Origin of the sequence: Acinetobacter nematophilus, from assembly GCF_026344175.1 — a bacterium.
GTDB classification, from domain to species: Bacteria; Pseudomonadota; Gammaproteobacteria; order Pseudomonadales; family Moraxellaceae; genus Acinetobacter; species Acinetobacter nematophilus.
In genome coordinates this window covers 41,534-59,939 of sequence record NZ_JAPKMY010000015.1, presented here as the reverse complement: position 1 = coordinate 59,939, position 18,406 = coordinate 41,534, and the positions used below count along the sequence as shown (strand labels likewise).

The window sequence follows — 18,406 nt, the reverse complement described above, 5'->3', positions numbered from 1 at the left end:
TGCGACGCTGTCCTTGATGCCTTTTAAATAAGTCGTATCTTGTGCATGACCATGGTTCTGAATCAGAACACATACACTGATCGCACCCAAGCTTTTTAAAAAAATTGCTGGCTTTTTAGTGATTAACATTCCTGAACGGCACCTAAACATGCTTGTAATTATCGGCATTGAATTATTTTGAATTATTCCCTTGCTCGATTGCTATTCTACACATTATAAAATTCAAGCAAATAGATATTTCAATTTTTTAAAGTATAATTTTTTCTGAAAACATCTTCTAATTCAATAAGAAGAATAAAATAACTGTGATCTTTATCACATGAATTGTAGAATTTAGTAAAAATTAATTTTTTAATTCGCCCAAAACCATTCATTAAAATAGATAACAATACTTAAAATATGTTTAAAAATAACAACAAAGGCATAGAAAAGATGATATTTTAGCTTTCAAACTAAAATTACATCTTCATATCTCATTTTTTACACACTTTAGGGTTAAAATGATCCTTCACTCAAATCCCAAGCTTATACAATAGAAAGATGGACATGAATAAACTGACTTGTTTTAAAGCCTATGACATCCGAGGCAAACTTGGCACAGAACTCAATGAAGAAATTGCTTATAAAGTGGGTCGTGCTTATGGGCAGATCTATCAACCAAAAACGGTGGTGGTGGGTTGTGATGTTCGCTTAACGAGCGAAGATTTAAAACAAGCGACGATTCGCGGTTTAAATGATGCAGGTGTAGACGTACTTGATTTGGGGATGACGGGAACCGAAGAAGTTTATTTTGGTGCTTTTCATCTCGATGTACAGGGCGGAATCGAAGTTACAGCCAGTCACAATCCTATGGACTATAATGGGATGAAGCTGGTTCGTGAAAATGCCCGCCCGATCAGTGCAGATACTGGTTTAAAAGATATTCAAGCCTTGGCCGAATCAGAACAGTTCATTGAAGTTGAGAAAAAAGGTTCAACGCAAAAATACAATATTCTGCCTGAATTTATTGAACACTTGCTCACTTATATTGATCCCGCAAAAATTCGCCCCCTCAAATTGGTGATGAATGCAGGCAATGGCGCTGCCGGGCATGTGGTTGATGCCATCGAAGAAAAATTCAAAGCATTAAATATTCCAGTTGAATTTATCAAAATTCATAATCATCCAGACGGTACATTCCCTAATGGTATCCCTAATCCAATTTTAGTCGAAAATCGCGACAGTACACGCAATGCGGTTTTAATTCACCATGCAGATATGGGAATTGCATGGGATGGCGACTTTGATCGTTGCTTCTTATTTGATGAGAAAGGTCAATTTATTGAAGGCTACTATATCGTTGGTCTATTGGCTCAAGCATTTTTATTGAAACAATCAGGCGAGAAAATTGTCCACGACCCCCGTCTGGTTTGGAATACCTTAGATATCGTCAATCAGTATCAAGGAACACCTGTCCAATCCAAATCTGGACATGCATTCATTAAAGATGTGATGCGTGAACATAATGCGGTCTATGGTGGAGAAATGAGTGCGCATCACTATTTCCGTGACTTTGCTTACTGCGACAGTGGAATGATTCCATGGCTATTGGCGATTTCAGTGTTATCGGATACACAACAATCACTTTCTAGTCTTGTAGAAAATATGATTGCCAAATTCCCGTGCAGTGGCGAAATCAACTTTAAAGTGAAAGATACTCAAGACACCATTCAAAAGATTTTTGACCATTTTGCTGATTTGAATCCAGCCATTGATCAAACAGATGGGGTAAGTCTTGATTTTGGTGCATGGCGTTTAAATGTACGTGCATCAAATACCGAACCTCTATTACGTTTGAATATCGAAAGCCGTGCAGATCGTGATCCTAAACCGATGCAAGATTATGTAGATGAATTAACCCAGTTGATTCAGGCTTAGTTTTTCATCATAAAAAAAATAGGCGCTCAATGCGCCTATTTTCCTTTTACAAGTTTATGATTGGTAGCCTGTTGGATTTTGTTTTTGCCAGTTCCAGCTGTCTGCTAACATATCTTCAAGGGTATATTTTGCTGTCCAACCGAGTTCTGTAACAGCTCGTGCATTGTTGGCAAATGATGTTGCTACATCTCCCGAACGACGGGGTGCAATTTCATAAGCGACAGCAACGCCATTCACTTTTTCGAAAGTATTCTTTACCTCAAGCACAGAACAACCGTTGCCTGTACCAATATTCCATGCACGACAACCTTTGGCATTTAAACGATTATTCAGCGCACATAAGTGTGCATTGGCTAAGTCAACCACGTGGATATAGTCACGAACTCCTGTCCCATCGATCGTGTCATAATCATCACCATAGATCGATAGTTTTTCTCGACGTCCAACAGCAACCTGCGTGACATAAGGCATCAGATTGTTTGGAATCCCTTGCGGATCTTCACCAATACGACCACTTTTATGTGCGCCAACTGGATTAAAATAACGTAATAGTGCAATCGACCAACGTGGATCTGCGATGGCTAATTTCTGCAACAATTGCTCAACAATCAGTTTGGTATAGCCATAATTATTTGAAGGCATACCTGTTGGCATAGTTTCATCTAAAGGAGAGATATTGGCTTCATCATAAACTGTTGCAGATGAGCTAAAAACGAGATTAAAAACCCCTGCCCTTTCCATGGCTTGCGTCAGCTGGATTGATCCTGCAATGTTATGATCAAAATAACTCAGTGGAATTTTTTGGCTTTCTCCCACCGCTTTTAAGCCTGCAAAATGAATCACCGCATCAATTTTATGTGTCGCAAATGCTTGGTCTAAATCATGTGGATCACGAATATCGCCTTGGATAAACTTCAGACTTTTCCCTGTAAGTTCCTGTACACGCTTGAGTGATTCTTCTGAACTATTGGACAAATTATCAAGCACAACCACATCATGTCCTGCTTCTAGAAGTTCCAAGCACGTATGTGAGCCAATATAACCTGCTCCACCTGTGACTAAAATATTCGCCATACGTTTTTTCTCTATTCTTTACCTAGCAATATCTTGATTAGACCTTGTGTGGAAGCATCTAATTGAGAAAAGTCTTTTTCTTTACCACTGAGAATAGGAAGCAGTTGATTGGCAATTTCTTTACCCTTTTCAACGCCCCACTGATCAAATGGATTAATATTCCACATGACCGACTGTACAAAGACTTTATGTTCATACAAAGCAATCAACATTCCAAGACTATAAGGACTGAGTTCTTGTAATAAAAGTGTAGAGCTGGGTTGATTGCCTTCATATTGTTTATATTCAGGTAAACTCTCCAACTCATCCGCATTTAAAGCCTGATTACCAAAAGCCAATAAACGTGATTGAGCCAAACAATTGGATAAAGCCAAATGATGCTGTTCTATCAATGCCTCAGCATTTTCAGCATAGGTAAATTGATTGGCATTATAACGCTCTACAGGTGCGATGAAATCACAACTCACCGCATGCGTTCCTTGATGGAGCAACTGATAAAATGCATGTTGCGCATTGGGTCCTACTTCGCCCCATACAATCGGACACGTTTTTAGCTCGACTTTCTGATTGTTGCGTTGAATGGATTTACCATTCGATTCCATTTCCAGCTGTTGTAAATAGGATGCAAAATATTTCAACCGCCCATCATAGGGCAATACCGCATGAGTTTGGATATCCAGAAAATTAGTATTCCAAACCCCCAGCAATCCCATCAGGACTGGAATATTGTGTTCAAACGGTGTCTTTTGAAAATGCTGATCAATCGCATAAGCACCAGCCAGAAGCTGTTTAAAGCCCTCAACACCGACTTGCAAGGCTATCGGCAAACCGATACAGGACCACAATGAATAACGTCCACCCACCCAATCCCATAGCAGGAACTGGTTGTCTGGTGCAATTCCCCATTCAGTCATTTTTTCAGGTTTGGTTGAAACACCAATAAAGTGATGCTGTACGATACTTTTGTGATGACCTAATGCTTTTTCCAACCATTGGCGCACAGTTTGCGCATTGGATAAGGTATCAATCGTCCCAAATGACTTGGAGGAAATAATAAATAAAGTCGTTTCAGGGCGCAGTTGATGCAACAGTTCAGAAAGCTGACTTCCATCCATGGTCGAGACGAAATGGACTTTTAATGGTTTAGCTGTAGTAACTTTATAATCGGATAAAGCATGGCTGACCATAAGAGGTCCAAGGTCTGATCCACCTACACCAATATTCACAACATCTTGAATCACTTCACCCGTTGAACCACGACATTGTCCTGCATGCACTTTTTCAACAAGTTGAAACATGCGATCGAGTTGTTGATGCACCGTTTGAGCCAATTCAGGGTAATCTTGATCCTGTTTAGGTAAACGCAATGCCCAATGCATTGCCGCTCGACCTTCAGTGTAGTTGATCGGCTCTTCTGTAAATAAACGTTGAATCCATGCTCTCAGTTGCTTTGAATCTGCAAATTTAAACAAAGCTTCACATGCCGTTTGATCAATACGATGCTTACTATAATCAAAACTCAATTGATCAAAATGAGCCGAAAATTTTTCAAAACGCTGTGGATCTTGTCTAAATAAATCAGTTAAACGTAATTGTTGAACGCTTTGCTGACTTTGATCCATCTCTAATATCGATGTTATCATACGCGCCCCACACCTTGATAAGCAAAACCTTGTCCTTTGACAAATTCTGGATCCCAGATATTACGTCCATCTAGAATAAATGGATGAGCCATTTTCTGCACAAGTTGAGTGTAATCTGGACTCCAATATTGCTTCCAAGCGGTTAATAGGCATAAAGCATGCGCATTTTCGACAACTTGATATTGATCATGGCATAAGATTAAATCACTGCGCTCGCCATACAGAGCAGATACTCGCTCTAATGCTTGTGGGTCATGGAGTTGAACAATTGCACCTTGTGCCCAAAGTGCAGTAAGCATGGCATGAATTGGGGAGTTTTCAATACTCGAGGTATTTTCTTTAAAGGATGCCCCCCAAATCGCAACAATTTTACCCGTCAATTGTCCTTGGTAATAATTCCACAGCTTGCGAAACAAAATTTCTTTTTGCTGTTCATTGATATTCCAAACCTGATCGAGTAATTGGCTTTTGATTCCAGAACCAGCAACGGTACCTGTAAGGGTTAAAATATCATGAGAAAAATTTTCACCACCAAAACCAACACCAGAAGAAAGATAGCTCGCACCAATTCGACTATCTGCAGCTAAACCTTGTTTCACATTCTGAATATCAATATTGAGTTTTTCTGCCACTTGTGCCATATCATTCATATAGCTGATACGTGTTGCCAACATGCCTGAAATACTCAGTTTGGTAAATTCAGCATCTAAAAATGGCATAAAGAGATATTGATGTTTTAATTGGAAGAATGGTCTTAACAACTCTTTAACAATTGGTTGGGTCGCCACATGATCGACACCAATGATCACTTGCTTGAGTCCAGTAAAACTTTGAATTGCATTACCTTCTTGAATCGTGTCTGGCAAATACGCCCAATGATCGGCAACCAGAATTTCTTTCAGTGTTTCTGTACCTTCCAAACCAAAGGTTGAACCATTGATCATTAACTTTGGATGTATGATAGGACTTCGCTTGAGTTCTTCAGCTAATTTTTTGGCTTGATCAAATTCAGACGGGTTAAAACTAAATAAAAAAACTTCACTGTGTAATTGGAGTTGCTTTACGCCAACCAATTCAATGGCATGATTTTTAATCTGTTTTTGGATCAGCTGATTTAAATCTTCATCTTGGTAATGAACTGAAGACTGTTTTTCAATACCTACTTGAGGGCACCAATACACATGATGCCCATATTCAGCAAACAAGCCAGCGAGAACGCCAGCTTGAAGTGTTGTGCCAAATACACAAATATTCATATCATACCCAATATTCTATAAATTCAGTTCTTTGATGAGTTGTTTGAATTCGTCACCGAGTTTTGGATGTTCTATACCATAGTGCAATACAGCTTTTAAATAACCGATTTTACTACCACAGTCGAAAGTCTGACCTTTCATACGATAGGCTTCTACACTTTCTACTTTTTGTAATGCTGCAATTGCATCAGTCAGTTGGATTTCGTTTCCTGCACCTTTAGGTGTTTGTTCAAGTAACTGCATAATTTTAGCAGGCAGTACATAACGTCCCACAACAGATAGATTTGAAGGTGCTGAACCAACAGCAGGCTTCTCTACAATACCTTGCATGACAATACTTTCACCTTCTTCAGGTGAGGCTTTAACATCTACAATACCATATTGATCTACCAAATGATCAGGCACAGCTTCAACCATAATTTGCGATGCTTTCGATGAGTTAAATCGTTGAATCATACGGGTAAGATCATTTTCAGCGCTATTTTCTTTGACCAACACATCTGGTAATAACACAGCAAAATCTTCATCACCTACCACAGATTTTGCACATAACACAGCATGACCTAAACCCAATGGTTGAGGCTGTCTCACACTAATCACGCTGACATTGCTTGGTAAAATTTCAGTAACTTCTTTCAGTAAATCTAATTTTTTCTTGTTTTCCAATGTTGTTTCAAGCTCAAAATTACGATCAAAATAATTTTCGATAGATGCTTTTGAAGAATGAGTCACCAAAATAATTTGTTCAATACCCGCTGCCACAGCTTCTTTGACCACATACTCAATGGCAGGGCGATCAACCACAGTCACCATTTCTTTAGGAATTGATTTACTTGCAGGTAAAAAACGTGTACCGAGACCCGCAACAGGGAGAATGGCTTTTTTGATCATAACTTAAAACTTCAATATATTAACTTAAGACTTTACTTCATCATTTTTTGCTTCTGTTTCATTTCCTTTAAAAAGAGATGGACCAACATGACCAGGGGCATTGATTCCCTCACGATTGGTCATAACAGAAACGGTTTTAAACATAATTTTAAAATCGACCAATATGCTTTGGTTATCGACATACCAAACGTCACATTTAAACCGTTCTTCATAGTCTAATTCGTTACGACCACTAATTTGAGCAAGCCCCGTCATACCAGGTCGTACTTCCAAACGACGTGCTTGTTCAGGTGAATAAAGTTCGACAAACTCTTTCAACATAGGTCTAGGACCAACGACGCTCATATCGCCTTTCAAAACATTTAATAGTTGTGGCATTTCATCCAAACTAGTTGAACGTAATTTTTGTCCAAATGGCGTGATACGTTGCTCATCAGGTAATGGGTTACCATGAGCATCGGTTGCGTCTTTCATTGAACGAAACTTCATCATTTTAAAAAGTTTACCGTTCTTACCTGGGCGCTCTTGATAGAAAAAGATCGGAGAGCCTAAGTTTTTACGTACTTTATAGGCGACTATTGCAAAAATAGGAGATAAAAGTATTAATGCAGTGATACTGATAATGATATCTAAAAGCCTTTTCATATAGTAATACCTAAATAACCCACTTATCCAACAAGTTTATAAAACTTCTGTCTGAACATAAAACTGCGAATATTTAATTAAAAAACAAATGCTTATTTTTTGCAGCCTTAACGTTTAGCTCTAAATTTTTTGATAGAACATAACTCTATCATAATCATAAGTTTAGGTCATATTTTATTTACACAATTTAGCAGTCTTTAAATATAAAAAAAACATTAAGATTTCCAAAAATTCACCTCATCGCCGAAAAATATATCTTCAATCCAGCCATCTATAGAGCATCTATAATACATTTCGGCAGTTTGGGATTGATATTGATTTGTAAAGAAATCCAATGTAAGTTTAGGTTGTTTACGATCAATTACACAAATGTTGTTAGGATTATAAAAAGGGTAATCTTTAATATTGCTATTAGTAGTAATTAATTTTTTTCTAGCTCCAATTGTCTCAAAAGTTCTCATTGTAAGACCCGATTGATTAGGATGACTGATATCAAGTATAACATTTGATCTTTCATACAATGAGATAACTTCTTGACTCGATAAGCTTTTAAAACTTAGCTTTTTATAATCAAATGCATGAAAGGATTTGTCAAAAAATTTTTTATAAAAATAAACTAATTTTCCTTGCATAAAATAATAATTATGAGGGACTAAACCATTTTCTCTACACCAATCAGCAATTTGATTACTAATAATATAACGATCTGAATGCGCCGTACCTAAGAACAATAAATCAATATTTTCATTTTCAGTTTGGTATCTGATATTACTATATCGCTCCGTAAAATAAAGAGGTCTAAATCCAATTTTGTACTCTGAAGCATCTTTCTTGTCAAAGGTAAATTTTTTATGAAAATATTTCAAAATATTTACACTATGACCAAGGTTTGCAAAACTATCCCATGTATAAAATATTCTCTTACAATTAGGATGTCGTTGAATAAACTGCTCTAAAAAACGTTCAGGTATGACTTCTCCTCTATTTACAAACAAAAAATCAAATTGATTATCTTTTATCTTTTCAAGGATATTCTCATAATATTTATGAACTTTTTTCTCTAAAAGATCCCGATTTATACGTAAAAGACCTTTAGTAAAATTATTATTTGCAGGTCTTTCATCAAAATAAGTAACTTGTGCGCCATGCTTTTCAAGTTGAGCTATAATATCTTTTTCTAGATCAAACCATTGCACACATAAAAATAAAATTCTTTTACCTTCTAGGCCATCTAAATTATTCATTTATACAACCCTTTAGCTTTCATTTCATCAATTGACTTTTGGTATTTATCTTCTTGTACTTCTTGAGTATTCACCCAGTCAGCAAATTTTTTCAGACCTTGCTCAAATGAAACTTCTGGTTGAAAACCAAGAAACTTATTAATTTTAGTTAAATCAGCATAGTTATGACGAATATCACCTAAACGGTAGTTACCAGATACTCTTATCGGAACTTCAATACCATAATTTTTAACAAGTTCATTTGCTACCGTCAATACATCTATAGCCACACCAGTCCCAACATTAAAAACCTGATTATTTGCTTCTTCTTTTTCAAGTCCCAGAATCGTTGCATCTACAACATCATCTATATAAACAAAATCACGACTTTCTTTACCATCTTCAAAGATATTAATGGCATTACCATTTTTTATTTGTGTAGAAAATATTGATAAAATTCCTGTATATGGATTTTTCAAAGATTGGCCTGGACCATAAACATTCTGATAGCGGAATGCTACTCCAGCTATGCCTATAGTTGGACACACAGTTAAAACCATTTGTTCTTGATTTTGCTTTGTAATTCCATATACCGAAGAAGGATGTATTTTTGATTCTTCATCTGTACCGACTAAAATTAATTCTGATGAATTTGGATATTTGGCTTCAAAATCACCATTATCCATAAATTCAGCAGTTCTTTGTGTAGGATATACAGCTCCTAGCTCTTTGCTTAAATATTTTCCCTCACCATAGATCGAACGTGAAGATGCTACAACTACTTTTTTTACAGTATAGTCACCATTAACAAGTAAATTCAACATCAAAGCAGTACCGTTAATATTTACATCAACATATTTCTCTACCTCATACATTGACTGTCCGGTACCAGTTTCTGCTGCATAATGGACAATAGCATCTTGCCCTTTTAAAGCTTTCTCCCAATCATCTTTATTGGTTACAGTTCCATAAATAAAATTTACTTTATCTTTAATACTTAAATACAATGGTGATGTGATTTGAGGATTATCTCCATGAATTTGAGGAGAAAGGTTATCTAATACTGTAACAGTATAACCTTTTGAAACTAATTTTAGAGCTAAATTTGAGCCAATAAAACCAGCTCCGCCAGTAATTAAGACATTTTTAATCAACATATTTTTTCCCATTTCTGAGTATCAAAATTATAGCATTTAATAGGCTTTGCTGGAGAGCCAACAGCTATTACATACGGAGGTAAGCTTTTAGATACTACTGAGTTCGCACCTACAATAGTCCCTTTCCCAATCGTTACGCCGGGTAAAACTGATACAAATTCACCAAGCCAAACATTATCTTCAATGATTACAGGCTTTGAAAAGAGTGAACGTTTATCTGGCGGTGTATCTGGATGACTGTCATTATCATCTCCACCGTAACTACCATGGGTACAATCAGAAATATAAATTTTGCTAGCTAATAATACATTATCACCAATAATAACACTCTGCATTGCAGTAATATGAACATAGTCATTCATTTGAAAATTTTTCCCTATAAATAAAGTCTTATAATTACCTTCAGGAAGCGCTTCAACTCTACACCCTACACCAGTTGTAAAGCCCTCATCAATTTTTACAAAATTTTTCCCACGAATATCAAATGGAAAACGAATCAGCCTTGCTTTATGAAAAAATATTCTTGTTTTTATTACATTAATTACTATTTTAACTAAACCAAAGTAGCCATAATGCTGCAATATTTTCATATTACATCCTCTTAATTAATTGCAAAAATGTATAAATTCTCACAATAATTTTATGAAAAATACTGTTTTTACTTTTCTCTCCACCCGTTGAAGCATTATTTCCATGACGTCTATATTTAATAAGGGGGATATCAACAAGTTTAACCTTAAAAAAGAATTCTGCGATATTGGCAATCCAATAATCATGCGCACACCATTTCGATTGACTTGGAAAAGGTAACAATTTAGAAAAAATTTCTCTTCTAAATGCCATACATGCACCAATATATCTTGTCTTCAACCAATTATTTAAAAATCCAATTTTAGTATTGTGAGCTTTAAAATGAGAGCCCAAAGTTGGTTTAAGAAAAGAATCTGAAATAATTGCATCAGAAACTACTAAGTCAAAAGATTGTAGTTCATTCATCATTATTTTAACCTTATTTTCTATCCAAACATCATCTTGATCGGAAAGAAAAATATAATCTCCAGTCGAATGATTAATAGCATTTTCAAAATTACTACTATATCCTTTACCTAATTCATTGATTATTATTCTTATTCTTGGATCATTTAAAGACTCAATTACTGATAATGTTTTATCAGTAGAGTGATCATCTGATACTATAATTTCATCATTAGGAGATAATTGTTTTAAAATAGAAACCAATTGTTCTCGAACATATTTCTCACCATTATAGGTTGCTAGACAAACAGATATCCTACTATTACTATTCATGAGATGCTTTATGCTCCTGTAATCTAGAGTAGCCATCACTATTTAAATCAAATAAAGTATGTAAAAAATAATTCTGGTATGGGTGATACGCAACTGTGCTAGGAAATTGTAATAAAAAAGGATATGCATTCAGAAAAACACTACTTGCCAATAATAGTAAGGCAAAAATTCTAATAATATGATTCTTGAACACAAATATAATATTTGACAACAAAATAACTTCTGCAATAGCGAAATAAAATCTAAGCCTTTCTGATACTTCAAAAAACTCAAAAAAACAAAACATACAGATTAACTCAAAGAGTATAAAATTATAAAATATAGTAAAACTTGGAACAGAATTTGATATTTTGTCTTTAAAAAAATGCACAGCAGAAACAATTAAAAAAATACGTAAAAAATTATATACGGAAAACATATCCCAACCTCTTTCTTGGGAAAATACTTCATTTGTAGTATATGCTGTTACTTTATCAGATAACATTGTAAAAGCATTTAGTTGCCCAACAAAATCTCCTAATATTGCACCCATCCATTTTATTTTAAATGTAAATATAACAACAGAAAATAAGAAAATAATTGCCGTGTATCCTATAGAAATTTTTTTATTTGCAAATATATATAATGGCAATAAAACAATTGCAGTCCAATGAATACTTGTTGCTAGTAATATATAGAATAAAAATTTGAAAAAATTTCTTTGTGTAATATACTTAACTGAAAATAATACGAGTTGTATTGCTAAGCCTTGCCTAATTCCGCTCATATCAAATATAAAAAAGAAAAAAGGATAATAAATAAGTAACCCAGTTAAAACATGATTAGAATAATATTTTAGATTTCTTATCAACAAAAATGTAGATGCTAGAGAAATGACGAAGAAAACGACCTGAACATCCCCTCCCATCATTTTAACTATAGAATTTAATAGGCTATAACCCACATCCAAGGTTAAAAAAACATTACCAAAAGAATTAAAAGTAAAAGCATCGTTTAATGGAATGACTTCATCAAAATAATTTTGATAAGCTAGCCAATCTACTCCTGTCTCATATCGAAGCCCGGCTACAAATACAAATACAAATACCAATACAATGTGTAATATTCTTAGTTTTGTACCAGAAACATTTGAAATTTCTAAGAATGCAAAAAACAATAATAATAGAAAGATAAATAAATAAGTATTCATCTTTTTGTAGTCCAGTGTGTACTTGTTTTTGCATTTTCAATATAAAACTTTTCTTCTTCTGATAAATTTGCAGAATCATTATACCAAGGCATATGATATGCAGAGAAGGGCTTTTTTGAACGATACATTTTTAAACGACTTGCCCCACCTTTCATGAACGGGCGATACAAAGCAAATGTAGTGTCTACGTTTGCAACATAAAATCTGCTATCCTCAGACTCTTGTTGCCAATATTGGTGCTCCCAATCTATAACTTGGCTTTTCATCGAAAAACAATCTGGTAGATCATCTATATTCAGGCTCAAACCTATCTTCATTAAATCTTTTTCAGATTTCATCACTTGAAGAAATTGATCAAGAAAATCACTTGGACAATTCTCTGTTGGTACAACATCAGAATCAGTATAAACATAAAAATCTTTTATAAAATTTTTATATATACTAGTTTTCCATAAAGCAAGATAACCTATATTCTTATCTAATCTAAAAATTTTATATGGGCAACTTTCATAGTAATTTAATAAAGGTTGATAGTCTGAATTATTATCAATAATAAAAATATTTCTATAACCTTTAACCTCTAATGATTCAATTAATTTTTGCAAAAATGTCAGCCTATTTCGATTATTTATTATAATAGGTATGTCATAACCGTTAGTTATCTTTGCTCTAAAAATAGAGCCCATAATAGTAATGTAAGCACGCCACAAGGAGTAATAAGCTGGAGCTAACAAAGACTTAATAAAAACTTTCATTTCCATACAACGCCTTTCAAATTCTCATTTAAAATCTTTTTGGCTTCACCTAGACTATAAACATTACCTAATTGAACAGCCTCATTAAGCTTTTTTTTACCTAATATTCTTTTTTTCAATACACTAGCTATTGTACTAATCAATTTTAAACCAAGTTTGAAAATGTGTACAAATAGATTAGATTCTAGTTTTGAATGAAGTTTCAATGTTTCATTTATTGACAGACCTAAGATATAATTTCTGTTAAGTAAAATACCATAAATGTAGAGTTTGTACATATCAAATTTATCTAGCAAATCATCTCTATTCAAACACTTAAGAGCTTTTATCGCTGATTCTGCCCAAATAGTTTCAACACTATAATAAGCTGGTACAGTATCTTCCCAATTATATGAACCTCTGTTTTTAAAATGAGGGGCTTCTTCGAGTTTTCCAGAATGACCACCTACAGTGGCATTAACTGTTGCACTGGCAGGGCATGCACCAGCAATAGAAAATGGATAATCTATTACATAGTGTTTTTTAACAACACATGATAGAGCTATTGTTGAATATATATCAGGAGTCAATCCACCGAAATATCTACCAGAAATATTTTTAACATCATCCATACAACTTTTTCGTATAATTCCATGATAAGTTCTAGGCAAATTATACATTTGATATGCCAAAAAGCCATTTTTTATCAGCTTCTTTAGTTGTGCTAAGGCATCTACCTGTTGAATATCTTTATTGTAGCTGTAGAATGTTAGTAAGCCATTTTTATATTTTTCTATAGTAGTGTTTGGCCAAATATAGTCAACTACTTTGGTAGAAGCCACTGAATCAATACTATTTTCTTGCATCCATTCAACAACCCTAATAGTATCTTTGGTTGTAGAGTCGTCATCTCCCAAAACTATGAAAAAATCACCCTTACTTAAATCAAGTGCTTCTTCAAAATTATCAATAAATGACAGTGGTCGTGCATTATAGTTGTATACAATCCTATCATCAGCTAAATTTTCTACCTGCTTTTTTAGACGATCATCAGAGGAGTTATCTTGAATGACTAATTCACACCTTTCATCAAGATCTTGTAATATCGTTTTTACCGCTTCTATGCAATAGATTTGCCTATTTCTAGTGGGTACTATTACTGATAATAATTTATTCATTTGCAAAATCCACAACGCTATGTACATTAAATATTGATCTACGATTTAGTCGATTATGTAATACTAATGTTAAGCCAACTGATATTACCGCGGAAAATATCAGCACAATTAAAAAGTAAATGTTAGTATATTGATTAACAAAAGCAACAAAACCGAAAACTAAACCACTTATCAACAACACACAAAAAAATGTTTTTAGCATATAATCTAGAAATAACAACCCTTTTAGATATTTTTTAAAAACAATAACATTCAGAAACAACAATGCACTAAAATTAATAATAATCCAAACCCAACCCAACCCAACTATACCGATATTTTTTGCAAAAAAGAACAATAAAGGAACGCCTATCAATATTTGCGCTAAACCCTGATAAATTGTATATGATGTTTTACCCTTAGAAAGCAGGAGATAATAAGGTAAGAATTGTAAACCTAGAAAGAACGACCCCACTAACAATAATCTCATAACATAAACAATTTTATCAAACCATATTGCATCAATTGCATTTCCTATCCACAATACAATTAATTCGGGTGCATATATGTAGAAACAAAGAAATACTGGAATCAATACTAGATGCATTACAAAAGATGATTTCTTATAAACTATATCTGCTTTATCATCGTAAGTTGTAGAACTAAATCTTGAAAATAATGGAAATACTGACATTGCTAAAGGCGAAGCCATTACAACAGGTATTTGAGCTAAATTAGATGCAATTGAATAATATCCAAAAACTTTCAAACTAAGGTATGTAGATGCCATAATTTTATCAATTTGACTATTTATTGAGGCTATCACTGCTATTATAGTCATACCTCCTATATACTGAACAACATCTTTAGGAAGTTTATTCATGACTACACTTAAAATTTGGCCTTTTGCTTCAAACACTATAGATTTTATAAGATAAGATCTAAGCACCAATACATAAACTAAATTACAAAATATTTGCCAAAATAAAAAAAGAGTTAAACTAGGTTTAACAAATATTAATAAAAGCACAACTAAGGCTGACTTAGATAAACTCCACAAAAATTGAATTGTATTTGCTTCAAATTGTTTATTTACACCGAACAAACCTCCAAAGTATAAGGACGAAAGAAGTTGTAATGAAATACCAATTCCTATTAATTTTACATAAAGTGATAAATCAATTATATTTATTCCATCTGACTTAAGCCAATATGTAGCAATGAAATCTGAGCAAAACAAAACAGATAAACTAATTAGTATACAAACCAATATGTAATTTTTTTCAATAATTTTTAAAACACTATATTTTTGATTTATTGGTGATGGCTTAGAAAATTCTTTAGTTACAGCTGATGACATACCTGCATCAGCAAAGCTCACTATACCAAGCAATAAAGCATAAAATCCAATAACAGCATAGGATTCAATTCCCAAGTATTTTATATAGATTGGAATAAATAAAAAAACAGAAAACAACCCCCAAATACGTGTCACATAATTGGAGATTAATCTTCCTAAATTAGAATTTCTCATAATTCATAGTGTTTATAAAAATCTTTATGTTCTAACATAAAAATTTTCTGCTCATCTAGCATTTGAGGATACCCCACCACACTATAATCCACTGATTTATTTGTATTTATAAATGATTTATTACACACATAATCTTTATCGTCATTAATTATAACATTCTTCGAATATACATCTTTAAAAGTATTCAATAAGTCAAATTTTGAGATAGGTTGACTATTAGTTAAGTGATAAAGTCCCGAAATTTTTTTATCTAAAGCCCATTTTAAGAATTTAGCTAACTCTAATGTAGTCACGCCAGACCAATAGTTACTTTTAAAACCCGTTACAGACTCTTTTTGATTTATGAACCAATGAAATAAACCCTCACCATCTTCCTTCAATTCTGGACCAATAATTGAGGTTCGTATAGTTAAATTAATATCATCATTGATTTCACCCAATGACTTAGACATACCATACAAATCAACTGCATCTTTGAACGAATTCTCAGTATATCCACCGTCTTTACCTGAAAAAACACAGTCCGTAGATATATGTATCAACTCACCACCACTTTCATTGATAAGTCTCTTAAGTAAATGTGGAAAGTAGGCATTGCAATAAATTGTTTTATCTGGATACTGCTTAGACCCTCTAATTAACATACCAACACAATTGATCACAACATCAGGTTGATATTGTTTTAGTGTTGATTCAAGTTTTTCAATGTTAAAAATATCTAGCTCAATTGTGTCATCACCAAAACTTGTACTATTAGTCGTGCCAATGATTTGATGAGTGCTATTTTCTTTTAGATAAGTGTACACCACATGACCAGCCATGCCAGATGCACCTAAAATTAATATTTTCTTCATTTATACTACATCCACCTCTATGCCACCTGATTTCAATTCATCTTGAACATAATCCAAAGTAAGCAATAATTCTTTTAGCTCTTTTACATTCAATCTATGAGTATTATGTGAATTATATTCGTCATCAAGTAACGCAGGCGCATTTTCTTGCACGTATTTACTATAGTTTAGATCTCTAAAATCAGCAGGAATTCGATAAAAGTCTCCTAAATCTTCAGCTTTAGCCATTTCTTCTTTAGAACAAAGAGTTTCAAATAATTTCTCTCCATGACGCTCACCAATAATTTTAATCTCATTATTCGCATTAAAAAGTTCTTTAAGTGCTTGAGCTAAAACTTCAATTGTTGCTCCTGGTGACTTTTGTACTAAAATATCACCTGGATTACCCTGACTGAAAGCAAACATAACTAGTTCTACCGAGTCCTGTAGAGACATCATAAAACGTGTCATTTTAGGATTAGTAATAGTTAAAGGTAGACCTTCCTTAATTTGTTTAATAAATAATGGAATAATGGAGCCACGTGAACACATCACATTGCCATAACGTGTTGCGGTATAGACTGCTTCTATATTTTTTACTCGGGTATCTCTAGCTTTAGATACTGCCAGTTTCTCCATTAAAGCTTTGGACATTCCCATAGTATTAATTGGATATACAGCTTTATCTGTACTCAAAACAACAACGCGTTGTACATTGTTACGAGCTGCAGCTTCAAGCACATTTTCGGCACCCAATATATTTGTCTGCACTGCTTGCATAGGATAAAATTCACATGATGGGACTTGTTTCAATGCTGCGGCATGAAAAACAAAATCCACTCCCATCATGGCTTGATTTATATCGTTAAAGTTCCGAACATCCCCAAGAATAAAATCAAGTTTTTCATTTTTATACTCAATTCTCATATCTTCTTGCTTTTTCTCATCACGACTAAAGATTCTAATTTCTTTAAGCTGTGAATTTAAAAAACCCTTAATCATAGCGTTACCAAATGAACCTGTGCCACCTGTGATTAAAAGTGTTTTTCCTTTAAACATCTCTGATAGTTCTTGAACTTGTTTAGTTTCCATTTTTCCTCAATCTCTTTGCTTTACTTACCTAAGTCAAATATTAAAATCTATTTTGATAAAAGATTTCAATCTAAGGCTATTGTAAGCATTTTGCATGACAGTCATATCTTTAGGGCTACTTCACCTGACACAACTTATTAATCCAAAAATTTTAAATACTGGAAAAACGATTTGCCTCTAGATCTTTTTCACTCACAAGTATTTCCACTAAACCATCAACCTGCCAATCTATAGCCAAGTCCTCATCATTCCAAATGATTGCACGCTCACTTGCTTTATTATAATAATTTGTTGCTTTATATAAAAATTGGGTATTATCCTCCAATGCGACAAAACCATGGGCAAAACCTTCAGGAATCCAAAATTGCTTATGGTTTTCACCCGAAAGTTCAACACCAAACCACTGCCCATAGGTTTCTGAGTCTTCTCGAATATCAACAGCCACATCCCATGCACGACCTTGAACAACACGTACTAATTTACCTTGAGCAAAGGGTGCTTTTTGAAAATGCAAACCTCGTAATACACCTTTTTGAGACAAAGAGTGATTATCTTGGACGAACTGAGGTACATCTAATCCGCGCTCTTGTAATGCTTGTTCAAAAGCTTTTTGATTAAAGCTTTCCATAAACCAACCACGATCATCGCCAAAGACTTTAGGTTCAAGTATTAATAGACCTTTTATCTTTGTTTCAATTACATTCATTTTTTATATCTCTATTTAACATATTAAGCGTTAAGCGCAGATTAAAA

The 18,406-nt window shown here is 33.9% G+C and carries 17 protein-coding genes; 1 reads left to right on the top strand and 16 read right to left on the bottom strand.

Annotated features, from left to right (window positions below):
- Positions 1-546 precede the first annotated feature (546 nt).
- On the top strand, positions 547-1,917 hold the full coding sequence (locus tag OSH00_RS19245; protein WP_266131758.1) for a phosphohexomutase domain-containing protein: 1,371 nt from the start codon (positions 547-549) through the stop codon (positions 1,915-1,917).
- A 54-nt stretch (positions 1,918-1,971) separates the two neighbouring features.
- Here OSH00_RS19245 and galE read toward each other — a convergent pair whose 3' ends face one another.
- The 16 genes from galE to rfbC form a co-directional block, all read right to left on the bottom strand.
- Positions 1,972-2,991, bottom strand: a complete 1,020-nt coding sequence (galE, locus tag OSH00_RS19240) for a UDP-glucose 4-epimerase GalE (protein WP_196075412.1) — start codon at positions 2,989-2,991, stop codon at positions 1,972-1,974.
- An 11-nt stretch (positions 2,992-3,002) separates the two neighbouring features.
- The gene (gene pgi, locus OSH00_RS19235; RefSeq protein ID WP_420909556.1) at positions 3,003-4,613 is read right to left on the bottom strand and encodes a glucose-6-phosphate isomerase; all 1,611 of its coding nucleotides are present in this window, start codon (positions 4,611-4,613) and stop codon (positions 3,003-3,005) included.
- Positions 4,614-4,630: 17 nt separating this feature from the next.
- Positions 4,631-5,890, bottom strand: coding sequence for a UDP binding domain-containing protein (locus OSH00_RS19230; RefSeq protein WP_266131756.1), 1,260 nt, complete (start codon positions 5,888-5,890; stop codon positions 4,631-4,633).
- Positions 5,891-5,905: 15 nt separating this feature from the next.
- Positions 5,906-6,781 carry a UTP--glucose-1-phosphate uridylyltransferase GalU gene (gene galU, locus OSH00_RS19225; RefSeq protein WP_266131755.1) on the bottom strand — a complete coding sequence of 292 codons (876 nt, stop codon included), beginning with the start codon at positions 6,779-6,781 and terminating at the stop codon, positions 5,906-5,908.
- A 24-nt stretch (positions 6,782-6,805) separates the two neighbouring features.
- Positions 6,806-7,426, bottom strand: a complete 621-nt coding sequence (locus OSH00_RS19220; RefSeq protein ID WP_266131754.1) for a sugar transferase — start codon at positions 7,424-7,426, stop codon at positions 6,806-6,808.
- A gap of 215 nt (positions 7,427-7,641) precedes the next feature.
- Positions 7,642-8,670 carry a WaaS/CpsH family glycosyltransferase gene (locus tag OSH00_RS19215; RefSeq protein WP_266131753.1) on the bottom strand — a complete coding sequence of 343 codons (1,029 nt, stop codon included), beginning with the start codon at positions 8,668-8,670 and terminating at the stop codon, positions 7,642-7,644.
- On the bottom strand, positions 8,667-9,806 hold the full coding sequence (locus OSH00_RS19210; protein WP_266131752.1) for an NAD-dependent epimerase/dehydratase family protein: 1,140 nt from the start codon (positions 9,804-9,806) through the stop codon (positions 8,667-8,669). The genes OSH00_RS19215 and OSH00_RS19210 overlap by 4 nt, the downstream gene beginning before the upstream one ends.
- The gene (locus tag OSH00_RS19205; RefSeq protein ID WP_266131751.1) at positions 9,800-10,396 is read right to left on the bottom strand and encodes a DapH/DapD/GlmU-related protein; all 597 of its coding nucleotides are present in this window, start codon (positions 10,394-10,396) and stop codon (positions 9,800-9,802) included. Before OSH00_RS19205 ends, OSH00_RS19210 begins: the two co-directional genes overlap by 7 nt.
- 1 nt (position 10,397) lies before the next feature.
- A complete protein-coding gene (locus OSH00_RS19200) occupies positions 10,398-11,114 on the bottom strand; it encodes a glycosyltransferase family 2 protein (RefSeq protein ID WP_266131750.1) in 717 nt (238 codons plus the stop codon).
- Positions 11,107-12,303 carry an EpsG family protein gene (locus OSH00_RS19195; protein ID WP_266131749.1) on the bottom strand — a complete coding sequence of 399 codons (1,197 nt, stop codon included), beginning with the start codon at positions 12,301-12,303 and terminating at the stop codon, positions 11,107-11,109. The genes OSH00_RS19200 and OSH00_RS19195 overlap by 8 nt, the downstream gene beginning before the upstream one ends.
- A complete protein-coding gene (locus OSH00_RS19190) occupies positions 12,300-13,064 on the bottom strand; it encodes a glycosyltransferase family 2 protein (protein WP_266131748.1) in 765 nt (254 codons plus the stop codon). Before OSH00_RS19190 ends, OSH00_RS19195 begins: the two co-directional genes overlap by 4 nt.
- Positions 13,055-14,215, bottom strand: a complete 1,161-nt coding sequence (locus OSH00_RS19185; protein WP_266131747.1) for a glycosyltransferase family 2 protein — start codon at positions 14,213-14,215, stop codon at positions 13,055-13,057. The genes OSH00_RS19190 and OSH00_RS19185 overlap by 10 nt, the downstream gene beginning before the upstream one ends.
- Positions 14,208-15,728: an oligosaccharide flippase family protein gene (locus OSH00_RS19180; protein ID WP_266131746.1), complete on the bottom strand. Its 1,521-nt coding sequence runs from the start codon at positions 15,726-15,728 to the stop codon at positions 14,208-14,210. The genes OSH00_RS19185 and OSH00_RS19180 overlap by 8 nt, the downstream gene beginning before the upstream one ends.
- The gene (locus tag OSH00_RS19175; RefSeq protein WP_266131745.1) at positions 15,725-16,582 is read right to left on the bottom strand and encodes a dTDP-4-dehydrorhamnose reductase family protein; all 858 of its coding nucleotides are present in this window, start codon (positions 16,580-16,582) and stop codon (positions 15,725-15,727) included. The genes OSH00_RS19180 and OSH00_RS19175 overlap by 4 nt, the downstream gene beginning before the upstream one ends.
- Positions 16,583-17,620: a polysaccharide biosynthesis protein gene (locus OSH00_RS19170; protein WP_266131761.1), complete on the bottom strand. Its 1,038-nt coding sequence runs from the start codon at positions 17,618-17,620 to the stop codon at positions 16,583-16,585.
- Positions 17,621-17,804: 184 nt separating this feature from the next.
- Positions 17,805-18,359 carry a dTDP-4-dehydrorhamnose 3,5-epimerase gene (rfbC, locus tag OSH00_RS19165; RefSeq protein WP_266131744.1) on the bottom strand — a complete coding sequence of 185 codons (555 nt, stop codon included), beginning with the start codon at positions 18,357-18,359 and terminating at the stop codon, positions 17,805-17,807.
- Positions 18,360-18,406: the final 47 nt, after the last annotated feature.

What these genes read in the sequence shown, in the direction of transcription:
- OSH00_RS19180 (WP_266131746.1), bottom strand. Translation starts at nt 15,728, where the DNA reads ATGAGAAATTCTAATTTAGGAAGATTAATCTCCAATTATGTGACACGT.
- OSH00_RS19205 (WP_266131751.1), bottom strand. Translation starts at nt 10,396, where the DNA reads ATGAAAATATTGCAGCATTATGGCTACTTTGGTTTAGTTAAAATAGTA.
- OSH00_RS19215 (WP_266131753.1), bottom strand. Translation starts at nt 8,670, where the DNA reads ATGAATAATTTAGATGGCCTAGAAGGTAAAAGAATTTTATTTTTATGT.
- OSH00_RS19230 (WP_266131756.1), bottom strand. Translation starts at nt 5,890, where the DNA reads ATGAATATTTGTGTATTTGGCACAACACTTCAAGCTGGCGTTCTCGCT.
- OSH00_RS19220 (WP_266131754.1), bottom strand. Translation starts at nt 7,426, where the DNA reads ATGAAAAGGCTTTTAGATATCATTATCAGTATCACTGCATTAATACTT.
- OSH00_RS19195 (WP_266131749.1), bottom strand. Translation starts at nt 12,303, where the DNA reads ATGAATACTTATTTATTTATCTTTCTATTATTATTGTTTTTTGCATTC.
- galU (WP_266131755.1), bottom strand. Translation starts at nt 6,781, where the DNA reads ATGATCAAAAAAGCCATTCTCCCTGTTGCGGGTCTCGGTACACGTTTT.
- OSH00_RS19185 (WP_266131747.1), bottom strand. Translation starts at nt 14,215, where the DNA reads ATGAATAAATTATTATCAGTAATAGTACCCACTAGAAATAGGCAAATC.
- OSH00_RS19200 (WP_266131750.1), bottom strand. Translation starts at nt 11,114, where the DNA reads ATGAATAGTAATAGTAGGATATCTGTTTGTCTAGCAACCTATAATGGT.
- OSH00_RS19245 (WP_266131758.1), top strand. Translation starts at nt 547, where the DNA reads ATGAATAAACTGACTTGTTTTAAAGCCTATGACATCCGAGGCAAACTT.
- pgi (WP_420909556.1), bottom strand. Translation starts at nt 4,613, where the DNA reads ATGGATCAAAGTCAGCAAAGCGTTCAACAATTACGTTTAACTGATTTA.
- OSH00_RS19175 (WP_266131745.1), bottom strand. Translation starts at nt 16,582, where the DNA reads ATGAAGAAAATATTAATTTTAGGTGCATCTGGCATGGCTGGTCATGTG.
- OSH00_RS19210 (WP_266131752.1), bottom strand. Translation starts at nt 9,806, where the DNA reads ATGTTGATTAAAAATGTCTTAATTACTGGCGGAGCTGGTTTTATTGGC.
- OSH00_RS19190 (WP_266131748.1), bottom strand. Translation starts at nt 13,064, where the DNA reads ATGGAAATGAAAGTTTTTATTAAGTCTTTGTTAGCTCCAGCTTATTAC.
- rfbC (WP_266131744.1), bottom strand. Translation starts at nt 18,359, where the DNA reads ATGAATGTAATTGAAACAAAGATAAAAGGTCTATTAATACTTGAACCT.
- OSH00_RS19170 (WP_266131761.1), bottom strand. Translation starts at nt 17,620, where the DNA reads ATGTTTAAAGGAAAAACACTTTTAATCACAGGTGGCACAGGTTCATTT.
- galE (WP_196075412.1), bottom strand. Translation starts at nt 2,991, where the DNA reads ATGGCGAATATTTTAGTCACAGGTGGAGCAGGTTATATTGGCTCACAT.